Origin of the sequence: Mycobacterium sp. 134 (genome assembly GCF_048282715.1) — a bacterium.
Classification (GTDB): Bacteria; Actinomycetota; Actinomycetes; order Mycobacteriales; family Mycobacteriaceae; genus Mycobacterium; species Mycobacterium septicum.
This window is the reverse complement of sequence record NZ_JBLVUN010000008.1, coordinates 6781233-6798530: the sequence shown is the minus strand read 5'-3', so window position 1 is coordinate 6798530 and position 17298 is coordinate 6781233. Positions and strand designations below refer to the sequence as shown.

13 protein-coding genes and 1 pseudogene are annotated in these 17298 nt (G+C 68.9%); 11 read left to right on the top strand and 3 right to left on the bottom strand.

Annotated features, from left to right (window positions below):
• Window positions 1-12: 12 nt before the first annotated feature.
• Both ACNQVK_RS37240 and ACNQVK_RS37235 read left to right on the top strand, forming a co-directional pair.
• Window positions 13-1296, top strand: coding sequence for an MFS transporter (locus ACNQVK_RS37240; protein WP_418033908.1), 1284 nt, complete (start codon window positions 13-15; stop codon window positions 1294-1296).
• A gap of 23 nt (window positions 1297-1319) precedes the next feature.
• Window positions 1320-2087, top strand: a pseudogene (locus ACNQVK_RS37235) (TIGR03084 family metal-binding protein); the annotation flags it as partial.
• A gap of 18 nt (window positions 2088-2105) precedes the next feature.
• Here ACNQVK_RS37235 and ACNQVK_RS37230 read toward each other — a convergent pair.
• Together ACNQVK_RS37230 and ACNQVK_RS37225 are read right to left on the bottom strand one after the other, a co-directional pair.
• Entirely contained in the window at window positions 2106-2633 is a 528-nt protein-coding gene (locus tag ACNQVK_RS37230; RefSeq protein ID WP_418034586.1) for a pullulanase, read from the bottom strand.
• A gap of 18 nt (window positions 2634-2651) precedes the next feature.
• Window positions 2652-4109 (bottom strand): CCA tRNA nucleotidyltransferase, encoded by a 1458-nt coding sequence (locus tag ACNQVK_RS37225; RefSeq protein ID WP_418033906.1) that lies wholly within the window; start codon window positions 4107-4109, stop codon window positions 2652-2654.
• An 84-nt stretch (window positions 4110-4193) separates the two neighbouring features.
• On the opposite strand from ACNQVK_RS37225, the gene ACNQVK_RS37220 reads away from it, so the two are divergent.
• From ACNQVK_RS37220 to ACNQVK_RS37180, 9 genes are all read left to right on the top strand, one after another.
• A complete protein-coding gene (locus ACNQVK_RS37220) occupies window positions 4194-5009 on the top strand; it encodes an NUDIX hydrolase (protein ID WP_418033904.1) in 816 nt (271 codons plus the stop codon).
• Window positions 5006-7528 carry a DUF6049 family protein gene (locus ACNQVK_RS37215; protein ID WP_418033902.1) on the top strand — a complete coding sequence of 841 codons (2523 nt, stop codon included), beginning with the start codon at window positions 5006-5008 and terminating at the stop codon, window positions 7526-7528. Before ACNQVK_RS37220 ends, ACNQVK_RS37215 begins: the two co-directional genes overlap by 4 nt.
• Before the next feature lie 161 nt (window positions 7529-7689).
• Window positions 7690-11253 (top strand): murein biosynthesis integral membrane protein MurJ, encoded by a 3564-nt coding sequence (gene murJ, locus ACNQVK_RS37210; RefSeq protein WP_418034584.1) that lies wholly within the window; start codon window positions 7690-7692, stop codon window positions 11251-11253.
• A 99-nt stretch (window positions 11254-11352) separates the two neighbouring features.
• Entirely contained in the window at window positions 11353-12006 is a 654-nt protein-coding gene (gene sigM, locus ACNQVK_RS37205) for an RNA polymerase sigma factor SigM (protein WP_418033900.1), read from the top strand.
• Window positions 11957-12709, top strand: coding sequence for a hypothetical protein (locus ACNQVK_RS37200; protein ID WP_418033898.1), 753 nt, complete (start codon window positions 11957-11959; stop codon window positions 12707-12709). The genes sigM and ACNQVK_RS37200 overlap by 50 nt, the downstream gene beginning before the upstream one ends.
• A gap of 81 nt (window positions 12710-12790) precedes the next feature.
• Window positions 12791-13726 (top strand): thioredoxin-disulfide reductase, encoded by a 936-nt coding sequence (gene trxB / locus ACNQVK_RS37195; RefSeq protein ID WP_044514295.1) that lies wholly within the window; start codon window positions 12791-12793, stop codon window positions 13724-13726.
• A 34-nt stretch (window positions 13727-13760) separates the two neighbouring features.
• Window positions 13761-14093 (top strand): thioredoxin, encoded by a 333-nt coding sequence (gene trxA / locus ACNQVK_RS37190; protein WP_003883337.1) that lies wholly within the window; start codon window positions 13761-13763, stop codon window positions 14091-14093.
• A gap of 111 nt (window positions 14094-14204) precedes the next feature.
• Window positions 14205-15395 carry an N-acetylmuramoyl-L-alanine amidase gene (locus ACNQVK_RS37185; RefSeq protein WP_044514299.1) on the top strand — a complete coding sequence of 397 codons (1191 nt, stop codon included), beginning with the start codon at window positions 14205-14207 and terminating at the stop codon, window positions 15393-15395.
• Window positions 15396-15481: 86 nt separating this feature from the next.
• The gene (locus ACNQVK_RS37180; protein WP_418033896.1) at window positions 15482-16210 is read left to right on the top strand and encodes an alpha/beta fold hydrolase; all 729 of its coding nucleotides are present in this window, start codon (window positions 15482-15484) and stop codon (window positions 16208-16210) included.
• Window positions 16211-16330: 120 nt separating this feature from the next.
• On the opposite strand, the gene ACNQVK_RS37175 is transcribed toward ACNQVK_RS37180, so the two are convergent.
• Complete coding sequence (locus ACNQVK_RS37175; protein ID WP_418033894.1) at window positions 16331-17122, bottom strand: acetyltransferase; 792 nt, start codon at window positions 17120-17122, stop codon at window positions 16331-16333.
• Window positions 17123-17298: the final 176 nt, after the last annotated feature.

Sequence of the window (17298 nt, the reverse complement as noted above, 5' to 3'; positions counted from 1 at the left end):
ACTGTTGATCGGGTGATTCATGCGCGTGCTCCCCGTGCCCTCTGGCACTCGTTGCGCGGCATGACCGAATTCCGCAGGCTCCTGGAGTTGCGCGCGGTCAGCCAGTTCGGCGACGGGCTCTTCCAGGCCGGTCTGGCCGGCGCGATCCTGTTCAACCCGGAGCGCCAGGCCGAACCGTGGCAGATCGCCGCCGCGTTCGCGGTGATGTTCCTGCCGTACTCGGTGCTGGGCCCGTTCGCCGGAGCCCTGCTGGACCGCTGGGACCGGCGCCTCGTGCTGATCGGGGCCAACCTGGGCCGGCTGGTGGTGGTGCTGCTCGTGGCTGCCCTGCTGGCTTTCGGCACCGGCGATCTGCCGATCCTGTGCTGCGCGCTGATCGTCAACGGGTTGACCCGGTTCGTCTCGTCGGGCCTTTCGGCCTCGCTGCCCGATGTGGTGCCGGCCGATCGCGTGATCACGATGAACTCGGTGGCCACCGCGGTCGGCGCACTGGCCGCGTTCCTCGGAGCCGACTTCATGCTGGTGCCGCGCAAGCTGTTCGGCGCCGACGACACCGGGGCCTCGGTGGTCATGCTGATCGTGGCGGTCCCGGTGGCGCTGGCGCTGTGGTTGTCGGTCCGTTTCGGTCCGCATGTGCTGGGCCCGCACGAGAGCAAGCGCACGATCCACGGCTCGGTGGCGTATGCGGTGGCCACCGGCTGGGTGCACGGTGCCCGCACGGTGTGGGCCGTGCCGCCCGTCGCCGGCACCCTGGCCGGGTTGGCCGCGCACCGGATGGCGTTCGGGATCAACTCGCTGCTGGTGCTGGTGATCGTCCGGCACAGCGACAACCCCGATGTGACCGGGCTGGGTCTGGGCACCGCGGTGTTGTTCATGGCCGCAGGCGGCATCGGGCAGTTCACGGCCACGGTCGCCGCTCCCGCGGTGATCGGCCGGTTCGGGCGCTACGCCACCGCCAACGGCGCCCTCGGTTTCGCCGTGGTGATTCAACTGGCGGCGATCGGACTGCACGTGCCGGTGATGGTGAGCTGCGGCCTGCTGCTCGGGGCCGCGGGGCAATTGGTGAAACTGTGCGCGGATTCGGCGATGCAGATCGACGTCGACGACGCGCTGCGCGGCCACGTCTTCACCGTGCAGGACGCGTTGTTCTGGATCTCGTTCGTCGCGGCGATCTCTGCGGCGGCCGCGGTGATCCCCGCCGACGGGCACTCCCCTGCGCTGGTGGCCGCCGGCGCCGTCGCCTACCTCGTCGGACTCGGTCTGCACGCCGCAGTGGCATCCCCGAAGCGGGTGTGACTCCCCGGTCTAGGCTGACCGCCATGGTGAGCGCCGAGCCGATCGTGGCCGACCTGTCCGCCGAGAGCGACGCACTCGATGCCCTGGTGGCCGACCTTCCGCCCGAGCGCTGGGCCACGGCCACCCCGTCCGAGGGCTGGACCATCGCTCACCAGATCGCCCACCTGCTGTGGACCGATCGGGTGTCGGTCATCGCGATCACCGACCAGTCCGGCTTCGACGCCGTCCTTGCCGAGGCGATGCAGAACCCGACCGGGTTCGTCGACGCCGCGGCCGAGGAACTCGCGCTGACGCCACCGGAGCGACTACTGGCGGACTGGCGTGAGACGCGCGCGCGGCTGCACACCGAACTCGTGAACGTGGCCGAGGGCCGCAAGCTGCCGTGGTTCGGCCCGCCGATGAGCGCGACGTCCATGGCCACCGCCCGCATGATGGAGACCTGGGCCCACGGCCTCGATGTGGCCGACGCCCTCGGAGTCCACCGGCCTGCCACCGCGCGCCTCCGCTCGATTGCCCACATCGGGGTGCGCACAAGGGATTTCGCGTTCACCGTGCACGGACTGACCCCGCCCGCCGAGCCGTTCCGGGTCGAGCTGCGCGCCCCCGACGGCACGCTGTGGGAGTGGGGGCCCGAGGATGCACGGCAGCGCGTGACGGGTTCGGCCGAAGACTTCTGCATGCTGGTGACCCAGCGCCGGGCACCTGCCGAACTGGACGTGACCGCGGTCGGTGACGACGCCGCCAAGTGGCTGACCATCGCGCAGGCCTTCGCCGGACCGCCGGCGCCGGGCGGGGCTGAGCCCGCCGAGTCAGGACACCGTGTCGGCGCGGCCGTCCCCGTCGGTGTCGGCCAGCTTCATGTCCCACCGCCCGTCGCCGTCGACGTCGACGTACGCCAGGCCCCCGGCCAGTACCCGGTCGGCCAGACCGTCGCCGTCGACGTCGATCAACCGGTCGTCGGTGTCGCCGTCACCGTCGAAATCGACCATCGGTACCCCCTCGATTCCCGGGTCGCTGCGCTCCTGCCGGCCGGGCGCCCGCTCCACCCCGTCCAAACCGAACCAGCGCACCTGCCCGGACCGGTCCACGCGCACCGCCCAGGTGCCCGAACCGTCGTCGGAGAAATAGCTTTCGGCCTGCCCGTCGTCGTCGGCGTCGAGCACCTCCCGCTCGGCGATACCGTCACCGTCGAAATCGGCCATCACGTCGTCGATACGGCCGTCCCCGTCGAAATCCAGGCCGATACCGTCGGGGCTGCCGTTGCCGTCCACATCCACATCGGGCACACCGGTGACGATGGTCGCGGTCCCGTCGGCATCACCCAGGCAGTAGTCCATGACTGATCAGACGCATGGTCAGCCTCTGGCGTTCCACCATTTCAACAATTCGTCGACAGCCTGCTCGCGGGACAGCGGCCCGTGGTCGAGCCGCAGCTCCTTGAGGAACCGCCAGGCCTCGCCGATCTGCGGGCCCGCCGGGATACCGAGGATCTCCATGATCTCGTTGCCGTCGAGATCCGGCCGGACCCGCTGCAGATCTTCCTTGGCCGCCAGCTCGGTGATCCGGTTCTCGAGATCGTCGTAATTGGCCTGCAGCCGTGCGGCCCGGCGCTTGTTGCGGGTGGTGCAGTCGGCGCGAACGAGCTTGTGCAGCCGGCCGAGCAGCGGGCCTGCGTCGGTGACGTAGCGGCGCACCGCCGAGTCGGTCCACTTGCCGGTGCCCTTGTCGTCGGCGTAGCCGTGGAACCGCAGATGCAGATACACCAGCTGCGATACGTCGTCGACCATCTGCTTGGAGTACTTGAGCGCACGCATCCGCTTGCGGGTCATCTTGGCGCCGACCACCTCGTGGTGGTGGAAGCTCACCCCGCCGTCGGATTCGTGCTTGCGGGTCGCGGGCTTGCCGATGTCGTGCAGCAGCGCCGCCCACCGCAACACCAGGTCCGGACCCTCGTCCTCGAGGTCCACGGCCTGGCGCAGCACCGTCAGCGAATGCCAGTAGACGTCCTTGTGCTGGTGGTGTTCGTCGATGGCCATTCGCATCTCGCCCACCTCGGGCAGCACCACGTCCCCCAGACCGGTCTGCACCATCAGGTCGACACCGGCCACGGGATCCTTGCCCAGCAGCAGCTTGTCCAGTTCCGCGGCGACCCGCTCGACGGTGATGCGCTCCAACTGCGGGGCCATCTCCAGCAGCGCCTCGAGCACGCGCGGCGCCACACCGAACCCGAGCTGCGACACGAACCGGGCCGCCCGCAGCATCCGCAGCGGATCGTCACCGAACGAGACCTGCGGGGCCGACGGGGTGTCGAGCACCTTGGCCTGGATGGCCGCCAAACCGCCCAGGGGATCGTGGAATTCGGCCGGCCCGTCGGCCGTGATGCGCACCGCCATGGCGTTCGCGGTGAAATCGCGGCGCACCAGATCGTCATCGAGGTTGTCGCCGAACTCGACGGTCGGATTCCGCGACACCTGGTCGTAGCTGTCCGCCCGGAACGTGGTGATCTCCAGCCGGTGCTCGCCCTTGCCGATACCCACGGTGCCGAAATCGATCCCGGTGTCCCACAGCGCGTCGGCCCACGGGCGGAGGAACTTCAACATCTGCTCGGGGCGGGCGTCCGTGGTGAAATCGAGATCGCTGTGCTCGGTCAGGCGGCCCAGCAGCGCGTCGCGCACACTGCCTCCGACGAGATACAGCTCATGACCCGCCGCAGCGAACACCGCACCGAGCCCACGCAGCACCTCGGCGCGGTGGTTCAACGAGACCAGTGCGCCGGCCAGCAATTCGGCATCAGTAACAACAGCGTCGGACACGTTCGATGAGCCTAATGCTCGCGGTGTGGTCACAACCGGCGAGTGCGGCAGGAGGCCAACCCCATGGCAGCTACTATCGCTTGGGTGTCGGACGGCGAACAGGCCAAACCACGACGGCGCCGCAGCCGGCGTCGTGGTCGTCGTCGTGCACAAAGGGCGGCAGGCCCACCCGCCGGCGACCAGGGTAATGATGACGCCCGTCACACCGATGGTCCCGCCGAAGCTCCCGTCGGCACCGCAAATCCCGCCCCGACCCCGCGTGACCAGTCCAAGCAACACAAGTCGAGGCCACGTCGTCCACAGGAACGGCTACGCACGGTTCACGAGACCTCGGCCGGCGGCCTCGTCATCGACGGCATCGACGGCCCCAAGGACACCCAGGTGGCAGCGTTGATCGGCCGGGTCGACCGGCGCGGCCGGATGCTGTGGTCACTGCCGAAGGGCCACATCGAACTCGGTGAGACGGCCGAGCAGACCGCGATCCGCGAGGTTGCCGAAGAGACCGGGATCCGCGGCGACGTGCTGGCCGCGCTCGGCAGCATCGACTACTGGTTCGTCACCGAAGGGCGCCGGGTTCACAAGACCGTGCACCACTACCTCTTGCGCTTCCAGGGCGGCGAGCTGTCCGACGACGACGTCGAGGTGACCGAGGTCGCGTGGGTCCCGCTGCGGGATCTGCCGGCCCGGCTGGCCTACGCCGACGAGCGCAAGCTCGCCGAGGTGGCCGGTGAGCTCATCGACAAGCTGCACACCGACGGCCCTGGCTCCTTGCCGCCGCTGCCTCGCAGCGCGCCCCGGCGACGCCCCCAGACCCATTCGCACGCCCGCAATCACCGCCGCGACGACCCTGCGCAACCTCAGCCCCGCCGGCGCACGAACGGATGCGGACAGGGACCGTGACCGCCGCCCCGGCGGTGCGCCGAGGGGTCTCCCTCCTGGCGCACACAGTGGTGCTTGTGGCGGTGGTGTTGCTGTTCTCGGTGTGGTCCACCGCCGCGTTGCCCGTCCTCCTGCCCCGGGCGGGCGCGAGCGAACCCGGCGCCCTGCCTTTCCTGCAGATCCGGATCGACCGCGTCACCCCCAACGTCGTCACCACCACGAGCGAATCGGTGGTGACGGTCAGCGGAGCCGTGCTCAACGTCGGTGACCGGCCGGTCCGCGACGTCGACATCCGCATGGAGCACGCACAGGCGGTGACCTCCTCGAGTCAGCTGCGCACCGACCTCACCGGGGACGTCGACCGGTTCGAGCCGGTGGCCGACTTCGTCACATTGGCTCCGGAGATGCAGCGCGGCCAGTCGGTGCCGTTCACGCTGTCCTATCCCCTTCGCTCCGAAGGTGCCGGGTCGCTGCACATCACCGAACCCGGCGTCTACCCCGTTCTGATCAACGTCAACGGCACGCCCGATTACGGCGCCCCGGCCAAACTCGACGACGCGCGCTTCCTGCTGCCGGTCCTCGGCGTGCCCCCGGACGGGCCCACGGACAACGGTTCCGAATCGATGTCGGCCGCCGACACCCTCAACTCGGTGGTGCCGCCGGACACATCCCAGCCGGTGCGGATGACCATGCTCTGGCCCCTGGCCGACCGGCCGCGGCTGGCCCCCGGCGCCCCGGGTGGCACCACACCGGTGCGGTTGGTCGACGACAGCCTCGCCACCTCGCTGGCCCCCGGCGGACGGCTCGACACGTTGCTGTCGGCCGCCGACTTCGCCACCGGACCCACCGTCGATTCGGGCGGCCAGATGCGGGCCACCCTGTGCCTTGCCGTCGACCCCGATCTGCTGGTCACCGTCAACGCGATGACCGGCGGCTACGTCGTCAACGACGGACCCGACGCCGGTCCCGGCACCCCGACGCGCCCAGGAGCCGGCCAGGAGGCCGCCGTCGGCTGGCTGAATCGACTGCGCGGCCTGGCCGGGCGGCTCTGCGTGGCGCCCACCAACTACGCGCAGGCCGATCTGACCGCACTGCAGCGGGTCGGCGATCCCGGATTGAGCGGAATCGCCACCAACGGTGCCGGTGACATCGTCGACCAGATTCTGGGCGTCGCCTCGATCCGGGGTGCCAGCATCATGGGCGACGGTCCGCTCACCCGCCCCGCCCTGGACCTGCTGGCCGCCCAAGGCCAGACCGTTGCCATCTCGGCAGCGCACATCACCGCCCAGGATCCGACTGGCGCCCCGCAGACCGCCGACGTCACGCCGCTGCGCTACCGGCCGGAGGTCGTGGCCGCCGGATTCGATCCGGCCGTCGGTGCCGCGCTGGCCGGTGCGGGCACCGATCCCGTCGTGCCGTCCTACCTTGACCCGTCACTGGAGATCCCGGTGCGGCACGACTCGCAGACCGCCCGGCGCCAGGACGCGCTGGGTGCCCTCCTGTGGCGCGGGCTCACCCCCGCCGAGCAGCCCCGGACCCAGATCCTGATGCCGCCGCTGGTGTGGTCACTGGACGCCGACGACGCGCAGGCCATCCTCACGACGGTGGCCACCACGATCCACGCCGGGCTGGCCGTCCCGCGCCCGCTGCCCGCGGTGATCGCCGAGAGCAATGCCCTGCCACCCGAACCCGTGGCGCCCGCGCCGCCGGATTCCCTCGGCAACCCGCGCAGCAGCATCGACGAGAACATCGACACCGGCATCGCGGCCGTGATCAGCCGGCTGTGGGGGCTGACCGCCGCGCTGACCACCGACGAGCGCACCGGGTTGACGGGCCTGCAGTACACCGCGCCGCTGCGGGAGGACATGCTGCGGGCGCTGAGCCAGTCCGTGCCGCCGGAGGCCCGCGAGGGGCTGGCCGAACAGCGGTTGCAGACGGTCAGCCGCAGCGTGAACGACATGTTCGGTGCGGTGCGAATCGTCAACCCCGGTGGCGCGTACACGCTGGCCACCGAGCGCAGCCCGCTGCCGCTGGCCCTGCGTAACGACCTCCCGGTGCCGGTGCGGGTGCGGCTGCACGTGGATGCACCGCCCGGCATGACCGTCACCGACATGGGCGAGATCGAGCTGCCTCCCGGTTACCTGCCGCTGCGGGTGCCGATCGAAGTGCACTTCACCCAGCGCGTGGCCGTCGACGTGAGCTTGCAGACCACCGACGGCCTGACGCTCGGTGAGCCGGTGCGGTTGTCGGTGCATTCCAACGCCTACGGCAAGGTGCTGTTCTTCATCACGCTGTCGGCCGGTGCGGTACTCGTGGCACTGGCCGGTCGCCGGTTGTGGCACCGCTTCCGCGGCCAGCCCGACCGCGCCGACCTGATCCCGCCGGGCGAACATCCCGACCCGCTCGACGTCGCCATGGCGTTCAACAACGATGCCGATGCCGATGCCGATGCCGCAGACGGCGTCGCGACGTCCAGCGCGCACACCTCCTCGGCACCGGCTTCCCCACCGGCGCCCGAACCCAGTCCGGATCGACCCTGATGATCCCGCCCGACCAGCCCGGGGCCCGCCCGCCGGGCCCGCCGATCCAGAACACGGCCCGCCCGCCTGGCCCGCCGAGGATTCCGCACGCGACGGGTCCAGCTCGGCCGGCCGGGCGCGCCGAGCTGTCCGACGCCGCGGTGGTGTCCCGGTCGTGGGGCATGGCCTTCGCCACGCTGATCTCCCGCATCACCGGGTTCCTCCGGTTCGTGCTGCTGATGGCTCTCCTCGGCGGAGCGCTGACCAGCTCGTTCTCGGTGGCCAACCAGCTGCCCAACATGGTGGCCGCGCTGGTACTGGAAGCCACCTTCACCGCGATCTTCGTGCCGGTTCTGGCCCGCGCCGAGCGCGACGACGCCGACGGCGGCACCGCGTTCGTCCGGCGCCTGGTCACCCTGGCCACCACGCTACTGCTGGTCACCACCGTGCTCTCGGTGCTGTGCGCGCCCCTGCTGGTGCGGCTGATGCTGGGCAGCGATCCGAAGGTCAACAATCCGCTGACCACCGCGTTCGCCTACCTGCTCTTGCCGCAGGTGCTGTTCTACGGCCTGTCGTCGGTTTTCATGGCAATCCTGAACACCCGCAACGTCTTCGGTCCCCCGGCGTGGGCTCCCGTGGTCAACAACGTGGTGGCGATCGTGACCCTGGGCGTCTTCGTCCTGGTGCCCGGTGAATTGTCGATCGATCCGCCCCAGATGGGCACGGCCAAGTTGCTGGTGCTGGGGATCGGCACCACCCTGGGCGTGGTCGCCCAGGCTGCCGTGCTGTTCGCGGCGATCCGCGCCGAGCGGATCAGCCTGCGGCCGCTGTGGGGCATCGACGCCCGGCTCAAGAAGTTCGGCACCATGGCCGCGGCCATGGTGCTCTACGTGCTGATCAGCCAGATCGGCCTGATCGTCGGCAATCAGATCGCCAGCACCGCCGCCGACACCGGCCCGGCCATCTACAACTACACGTGGCTGGTGCTGATGCTGCCGTTCGGCATGATCGGCGTGACGGTGCTGACGGTGGTGATGCCGAGGCTGAGCCGCAACGCGGCGGCCGACGATGTCCCCGCCGTCCTGGACGATCTGTCCCTGGCGACCCGGCTGACCATGGTGACGCTGATCCCGATCGTGGCGATGATGACCGTCGGCGGGCCTGCCATCGGCAGCGCGCTGTTCGCCTACGGCAACTTCAGCGCCAGCGACGCCGGATACCTCGGCATGGCGATCACGCTGTCGGCCTTCACGCTGATCCCCTACGCACTGGTCCTGTTGCAGCTGCGGGTGTTCTACGCGCGGGAGCGGCCCTGGACGCCGATCGTCATCATCGTGGTGATCACGATCGTCAAGATCGCCGCCTCGATCGCCGCGCCCCACCTGACCGACAACCCCAGCATGGTGGCCGGGTACCTCGGCCTGGCCAACGGCCTCGGCTTCGTCGCGGGGGCCGTGGTCGGCTATTTACTGCTGAAGGCCAACCTGCAACCGCGGGGCGGACGGCTCCTGCGCGACGCCGTGATCCGCACCATCCTGGTGACCATCGCGGCGTCATTGGTGGCAAGCCTGGTGGCCCACGCCGCGGATCGGCTGCTGGGGCTGGACTCGCTGACCGAGCATGCCGGCGCCGCGGGTTCGCTGCTGCGCCTGATCGCACTCGGCGTGATCATGGTCCCGATCATCGCCGGCGTGATGCTCGCGGCCAAGGTGCCGGAGGCCCATGCAGCGCTGAACATGGTCCGCCGCCGACTCGGGCGAGGGCGTGTCGCAGCGCCGCCACCGGTGGGACAGGTAGCCGTGCAAACAATTGCGCCGCCCGTCGGGCCTCATGCTGCAGCGCCCGTCACGTACCCTGATCAGAGGAATTCTTCTCCCAGTGGGTGGCCGTCAAGCCCGGCAGCCGCCGGCGGCGGGACTCCGGCAGGTGTTGCCGGGGCGGGGATGTGGAAAGGATCACCGGTGACCGACGAATCTGCGGACGGCCCGGCACCGAACTCCGCGTCGAGTTCTGGGATGACCACCGATACGACGAAGTTGCCGCGTCCGGCCGCCGACGAGTTCCAACCGGACGTGCCAGCGGACGTGCCGGCAGCAGCCACTGCGTCGGCAGAAGGCACCGGATCCGGTGACACCTCTGCGGCCCGGTCGAACGGGACGACGCGCCCGATGACCGACTACGGCGGCGACCCGACCCGTGAGCCGATCTCGTTCGCCCCGCCGCATGACGCCGCGCTGGAATCGGCGGACGACGATGTGCACCTCATTCCCGGCGCGACGATCGCCGAGGGCCGTTACCGGCTTCTCGTGTTCCACGGCGGACCCCCGCACCTGCAGTTCTGGCAGGCGCTGGACACCGCGCTGGACCGCCAGGTCGCGCTGACCTTCGTCGACCCGGACGCCACCATGTCCGATGCTCAAGTGCAGGAAATCCTTTCGCGCACACTCAAACTCAGCCGCATCGACGTTCCCGGTATCGCCCGGGTGCTCGACGTGGCCCACAGCGGATCAGGCGGCCTGATCGTCTCTGAGTGGATTCGCGGTGGTTCGCTGGCCGAGGTGGCCGACACCTCGCCGTCCCCGATCGGTGGGGCGCGGGCCATCCAGTCGCTGGCCGCTGCCGCCGAGGCCGCCCACCGCGCCGGGGTCGCCCTGTCGATCGATCACCCGAGCCGGGTGCGTGTCAGCATCGAAGGCGATGTGGCGCTGGCCTTCCCGGCCACCATGCCCGACGCCACCCCCGACGACGACATCCGTGGCATCGGGGCCGCGCTCTACGCGCTGCTGGTCAACCGCTGGCCGCTGCCCGAGTCCGGGGCCCGCAGCAGCCTGGAACCCGCCGCACTGGACCAGGCCGGACAGCCGGTCGAACCGCGCGCCATCGACCGCGACATCCCGTTCCAGATCTCCGCGGCTGCCGCTCGTGCCGTCCAGCCCGGTGGTGGGATCCGCAGTGCTCCAACCCTTTTGAACCTGCTGCAGCAGGCCACCGCGATCGCCGATCGGACCGAGCTGTTGGGGTCGGTCGAGGAGACCCCCGCTCCGGTCGCCGCTCCGGTCCGGGCTCATGAGACGCCCGAGGAACACGAAGCCGCCGAGGCCCGCCGCCGCAAGGGCCTGATCATCGGGATCAGCGTGGCCGCCGGCATCATCCTGGTGGCCCTGATCGTGATGGCGTCCGTCCTCAACAGCATCTTCGGCGACGTCGGCGGGGGCCTCAACCGGGACGAGCTCGGCCTGAACGCACCGTCGTCGAACAGCGAGGACAACCAGGACAACTCATCGGCGGCCACCGGCAGCACGGTGAAACCCGTTCGGGCCACCGTGTTCTCGCCCGAAGGCGAGGCCGATTCACCGGCTACGGCCGGGCAGGCCATCGACGGCAACACCAGCACGGCGTGGTCCACCGACACGTATTCCGATCCCGCCCCGTTCCCCGGGTTCAAGAACGGAGTCGGGCTGATGCTGCAGTTGCCGCAGCCGACCGTCGTCGGTTCGGTCACCCTCAACGTGACGAGCACCGGCACCTCGGTGCAGATCCGCTCGGCCCAGTCCGCCACACCGTCGTCACTGTCGGACACCACCGAACTGAGCCCGGCGACACCGCTGAAGCCCGGCTCCAACACCATCTCGGTGAACAAGGCGTCATCGACCTCCTACGTTCTGGTGTGGATCTCGACGCTGGGCACGGTGGACGGCAAGAGCCGCACCGACATCTCCGAAGTCACCGTCAAAGCGGCCTCCTGAACCGTCATCCCCAGTCCGGATAGGGCGTTGACCTGGCGTTATATCCAGCCAGGCAAACAAGTGTCCAGGGCAGCACCGGACAGCGTTTAAGTTCAGCGTGTGGGAAGGTTCGGGGGGACCGGCAAGCCGGGCACAGAGCAGCCGCGGGAGCACGACGCGGCCGTGCGCTCGGACGCCGAACTGCTGGCCGCCCATGTCGCCGGGGACCGCTACGCGTTCGAGGAATTGGTCCACCGGCACCACCGCCAGTTGCGCCGCTTGGCCTTCCTGACCAGCCGTCACCACGAGGACGCTGACGACGCCGTGCAGGACGCGCTGTTGTCGGCACATCGCACCGCCGCTTCGTTCCGCCACGACTCGGCGGTGAGCAGCTGGCTGTACCGGATCGTGGTCAACGCCTGCCTGGACCGCGTGCGCCGATCACGCAACCACCCCACCGCCTCCCAGTACGAACTCGGCCACCTGGTTCACCTCCGCGACCCCGCGGGCGACCCGGCTCCCCGGGTGGCCACCGCGATCGTGGTGGAGCGGGCCCTCATGCAGCTGCCGGTCGAGCAGCGTGCAGCGGTGGTCGCGGTCGACATGCAGGGCTACTCGGTGGCCGAGACGGCGCTGCTGCTCGGCGTGGCGGAGGGCACCGTGAAGAGCCGGTGCGCCCGCGCCAGACACAAGCTGGCCCGTCTGCTCCAGTATTTTGAAGCCGATGAACGGCAGCACGCCCCGAGTGCCGTCGGACGGCCCGATTCCTGCTGAGCTGCTGGCTGATCTGCAGGCCGGGCTGCTCGACGACGCCACCGCCGCGGACGTCCGCAGGCGCGTGCGCAGCGACCCGCTGGCCGGCCCCGAGGCCAGGAGCACCCTGGCCGCCCTCGATCGGGTGCGCCGCGACCTACGCGAGCTCGGTGCGGATTCCGAATCCGCTGCCCCGGTGCCTGCCGAGGTCAGTGCCCGGCTGTCCGAGGCGCTGCGGACCGAACCGGCCCCGCCGAAGCCGTCTGCGCGACGCTGGAAGCTGATCGCCGCCGTCACCGGTGCGGGTGCGGCCGTGCTGGCCGCCGTGGTGGGCGGAGCCGTACTGACACACCCGGCCCGTCAGGCACCCTCGGCCATGACCAGCCTGGGCAAGATCACCGTGTCACCGCCGCGCAGCCAGATCGGTTTGTCCGAATCCCAGATCCTGGGCCTGCTGTCGACACCGGCCGACCTGGGGCCGTTGACCGACCCGCAGCGCCGGACCGCCTGCCTGACCGCGCTGGGCTATCCGTCCGGCGTAACGGTCCTCGGTGCACGGCCCCTGGAGGTGGCCGGTCAGCCCGGCGTGCTGGTCCTGGTGCCGCCCAGACCACCCGACACCACCGACTCCGTGGTCGCCCTGGTGCTCCCGGCGAACTGCGACGCTGAACACGCCGGGACGCTGGCCCAGACCGTGGTGAAACGCCCGGTGAAACGTCCGTAGTGTGTCCTACGAACTCACCTGGGAACACATCCGGCCTAGGCTGACGTTGCAACCCGTGCCGAGTACGGCAGAAAGGCCTACATGTCCACCTCAGCGACGGTTCACGACGTCATCATCATCGGTTCCGGCCCCGCCGGATACACCGCGGCCATCTACGCAGCCCGCGCCCAGCTCAAGCCGCTGGTGTTCGAGGGCACGCAGTTCGGCGGCGCGTTGATGACCACCACCGAAGTGGAGAACTACCCGGGATTCCGCGAAGGCATCACCGGCCCCGAATTGATGGACGAGATGCGGGAGCAGGCCCTGCGCTTCGGTGCGGATCTGCGCATGGAGGACGTCGACGCCGTCGACCTCACCGGCCCGGTGAAATCGGTCACCGTCGGCGACGAGACCCACCAGGCCCGGTCGGTGATCCTGGCGATGGGTGCCGCTGCGCGCCATCTGGGCGTGCCCGGCGAGGAAGCATTGACCGGTATGGGTGTGAGCACCTGCGCCACCTGCGACGGCTTCTTCTTCCGCGATGAGGACATCATCGTGGTCGGCGGTGGCGACTCGGCGATGGAGGAAGCGACGTTCCTCACCCGGTTCGCCCGCTCGGTCACCCTGATCCACCGCCGCGACGAGTTCCGCGCCTCCAAGATCATGCTGGAGCGGGCCCGCGCCAACGAGAAGATCACCTTCCTGACCAACACCGAGATCACCCAGATCGAGGGCGATCCGAAGGTGACCGGCGTGCGGCTGCGTGACACGGTCACCGGCGAAGAGTCCAAGCTCGACGTCACCGGTGTGTTCGTGGCGATCGGCCACGACCCCCGCTCGGAACTGGTGCGCGGCCAGATCGATCTCGACGACGAGGGCTACGTGGAGGTCGTCGGCCGTACCACCGCCACCACGCTCGACGGTGTGTTCGCCGCTGGCGACCTTGTCGACCACACCTACCGCCAGGCCATCACCGCTGCGGGCAGCGGCTGTTCCGCGGCCATCGACACCGAGCGTTGGCTCGCCGAGAACGACTGACCCCCAATATATTTCGACCTGACAGGAGAGCTCCATGAGTGCGGACAGCGCGACAGTAACGGTTACAGACGATTCGTTCTCCGACGACGTCCTGACCAGCAGCACACCGGTGCTGGTGGATTTCTGGGCCACCTGGTGCGGGCCGTGCAAGATGGTGGCCCCGGTGCTCGAGGAGATCGCAGGCGAGAAGGCGGGCGAGTTGCGTGTCGCCAAGATCGACGTCGACGCCAACCCGGCCACCGCCCGCGATTTCCAGGTGGTGTCGATCCCGACGCTGATCCTTTTCAAGGACGGCGCACCGGTCAAGCGCATCGTCGGCGCCAAGGGCAAGGCCGCGCTGCTGCGGGAACTCGCCGACGCACTCTGACATCACGCACACCCCGGATACGCCTGGCGTTTTCCGGTATGTGGCCGAAATCTGAGACAATGCTGAGCAGCTAGTCCGGCAGACGGCCGGAAACCAGCATGGAGGGGCCGAATGTCGAGTCTGCGTCGCGGTGACCGTGGCGGAGCAGTCACCGAGATCCGGGCAGCGTTGGCCGCGTTAGGTCTGATGGACAACCCTGACGCCGACCTGAGCACCGGTAGGCATGTTGCGCTCGACGCGTTCGACGACGAACTCGACAGCGCCGTCCGGGCATTTCAGCAGCATCGTGGCCTGCTGGTGGACGGAATCGTCGGGGAGGCCACGTATCGCGCCCTGCGCGAGGCCTCCTACCGGCTCGGTGCACGCACGCTGACCCATCAGTTCGGTGCGCCCATGTACGGCGACGACGTGGCCACCCTGCAGGCCCGCCTGCAGGACCTCGGTTTCTATACCGGCATGGTCGACGGGCATTTCGGCCTGCAGACCCACAATGCGCTGTCCTCGTACCAGCGTGAGTACGGGCTGTACCCCGACGGTATCTGTGGACCGGAAACGTTGCGCTCGTTGTACTTCCTGGGTTCGCGGGTGACCGGTGGGTCACCGCACGCGATCCGGGAAGAGGAGCTGGTACGCCGCTCCGGCCCGCAGCTGTCAGGTAAGCACGTCATCATCGATCCGGGCCGCGGCGGAGCAGACCACGGCATGATCATGCACGGGCCCGACGGCCCGATCAGCGAAGCAGACATCCTGTGGGACTTGGCAAGTCGGCTGGAAGGCCGGATGACGGCGATCGGCATGGAGACGTTCATCTCGAGGCCGGCCAATCGGAGCCCGCTCGATCCCGAACGTGCCGCCACCGCCAACCGGGTCGGCGCCGATCTGATGATCAGCCTGCGGTGTGAGAGCCAGCGCTCCCCCTCCGCCAACGGGGTGGCTTCGTTCCACTTCGGGAATTCGCACGGTTCGGTGTCGACCATCGGCCGCAACCTTGCCGACTTCATCCAGCGGGAAGTGGTGGCCCGCACCGGATTACGCGACTGCCGGTCCCACGGCCGGACCTGGGATCTGCTGCGGCTGACCCGGATGCCCACCGTTCAGGTCGACATCGGCTACATCACCAATCCCCATGATCGGGGCCTGCTGCTGTCCACCCATACCCGTGACGCGATCGCCGAGGGCATCCTGGCCGCCGTCAAACGTCTGTACCTGCTGGGCAAGAACGACCGGCCGACGGGGACATTCACGTTCGCGGAGTTGTTGGCGCATGAACTTTCGGTCGAACAGGCCAGCCGCGGCGCGTGAGCGCCAGTTCAGCTTGAGCGCGTGAGCGCCAGTTCAGCTTGAGCGCGTGAGCGCCAATTCGGCCCCGGTGGTTCTACTCTCAATTCGTGGCGACTTTCGCTCTCGTGCACGGGGCCTGGCACGGAGCATGGTGCTGGGAACTTCTCACTCCTGAACTGACCCAGCACGGCCATCGAGTCGTCGCACCGGATCTGCCGGCCGATCAACCGTCCGCCACCCTCGAAACCTATGCCGAGATCGTCACCACGGCCCTCGGGGCAATCGGCGGCGACGATGTCATTCTGGTTGGTCATTCCCTTGGCGGCAGCACGATTCCATTGGTGACCCACCACATCCCTGTTCGTCGGCTGGTTTACCTGTGCGCGTTGATTCCGAGACCCGGGCACAGCCTCACCGAGCAGATCCAAGGCGGTGACATGGTGAACGACACCTACCTGTCGGGGCTGAGCGGCTTGGATTCCGAGGGGTGCCGATCCTGGACCGATCCCGGTCTCGCGCGACGCGCCTTTTACCTGGACTGCCCCGATCGCGTTGCCGAGGCGTCGGTTTCGCGGCTTCGGCGTCAAGCGTGGACACCCTACCGTGAACGATTCCCGCTGGAACAGTTTCCCGCTGTGACCGCGACGTCCATCATTTGCGCCGGCGATCAGATGGTGCGGCCGGACTGGTCGCGGCGTGTCTCACTCGAGAGGCTCGGCGCCGAGGTCCTCGAGCTGCCGGGCGGACACTCGCCGTTCCTCTCCCGACCGCGCATCCTCGCCGAGGTGCTCTCACGGATCGCTGATGAGGTCGCGTTGTCGGACGCCGGCTGGTGAGAAATTCCGCCATCCGCGCCCATCAACAGCTAGATATGTTGTCCCGCATCGGCTTTCGGCATCGATCGCCGATCCTGACGGTAGGCAGCCGCATAGGCGTGCTCGGATCCACGTCAATTTCTACTGAGGCGCAACGGATTTGGCCCCAACCCCGGCGGCGGACATCCCGGCACCGATCGGCAGCTCGATCCGGGCACTCTCCAGCAGGCGTTCGAGCGCGGCTTCCACTTCGGCCTTCCAGCCGAGTCCCTTGTCGAGTTCCAGGCGCAGCCGCGGGAAGTACGGATGCGGCGCCACCACGGTGAAGCCGACGTCCTCGAGAAAGTCTGATCCGAGCATGCACTGGTCGACGGCGCAGTCCCCCAGCACCTCAACGACGGGGGCCAGCTCCGCGGGCAGCTTTCCAGCGTCCACAAGCTCCGTGAGCGCCGAGGTGTAACCGAAGGCTTCCAGTGCACGAACTCCTCGACGCACCAGATCGTTCACCACGGCAGCGAGCAGACTCTGCGACAACCGTTCGGTGTCGTCGGCGCATTCGACGCCGACCGCCGTCAACAGGATCGCATCCGCACTCACCGGGGCGGTGGGAAAGAGCCGTGCCCGGGGCACCGCGCCCGGGGGCGCATAGAACGCGAAGCCGAGGCAGGGGTCATCCAACGCGACCTCGCCCGCATCCTCGATGTCGGGACCGAGATCCGGGATTGCATCCGGACGGACCGTGACCGCGAGCTGACCACACGATCCCCACTCGAGCATGACCATGGAGAGCCAGGCTTCTTTTTCGAATTCGGGGTCCGTCAGGTGGTCGTCTCCGACCGTGGACGGATCGACTTCCCAGAACACGCAGCGCCGCGCATGCTTGGGCAGCTGCTCGAAGCCCTCGAGCCGAAGCGGCGTGATTCGTGCTGTCACTGAGGTCCCTGGCTTTCACACTGTGTGCGTGGCTGCCCCTCAAGGATAGGAGAGTCCGCCGGAGCCGGCTCACTGCGCCCTGCAAATCTCATCGAGTTCCGCCTCCGAAGTGAAATGCTATGCCGCACAGACGCTTTGCGCTATGTGGCGCTCGCGACTGCATGTGCTGATCACTG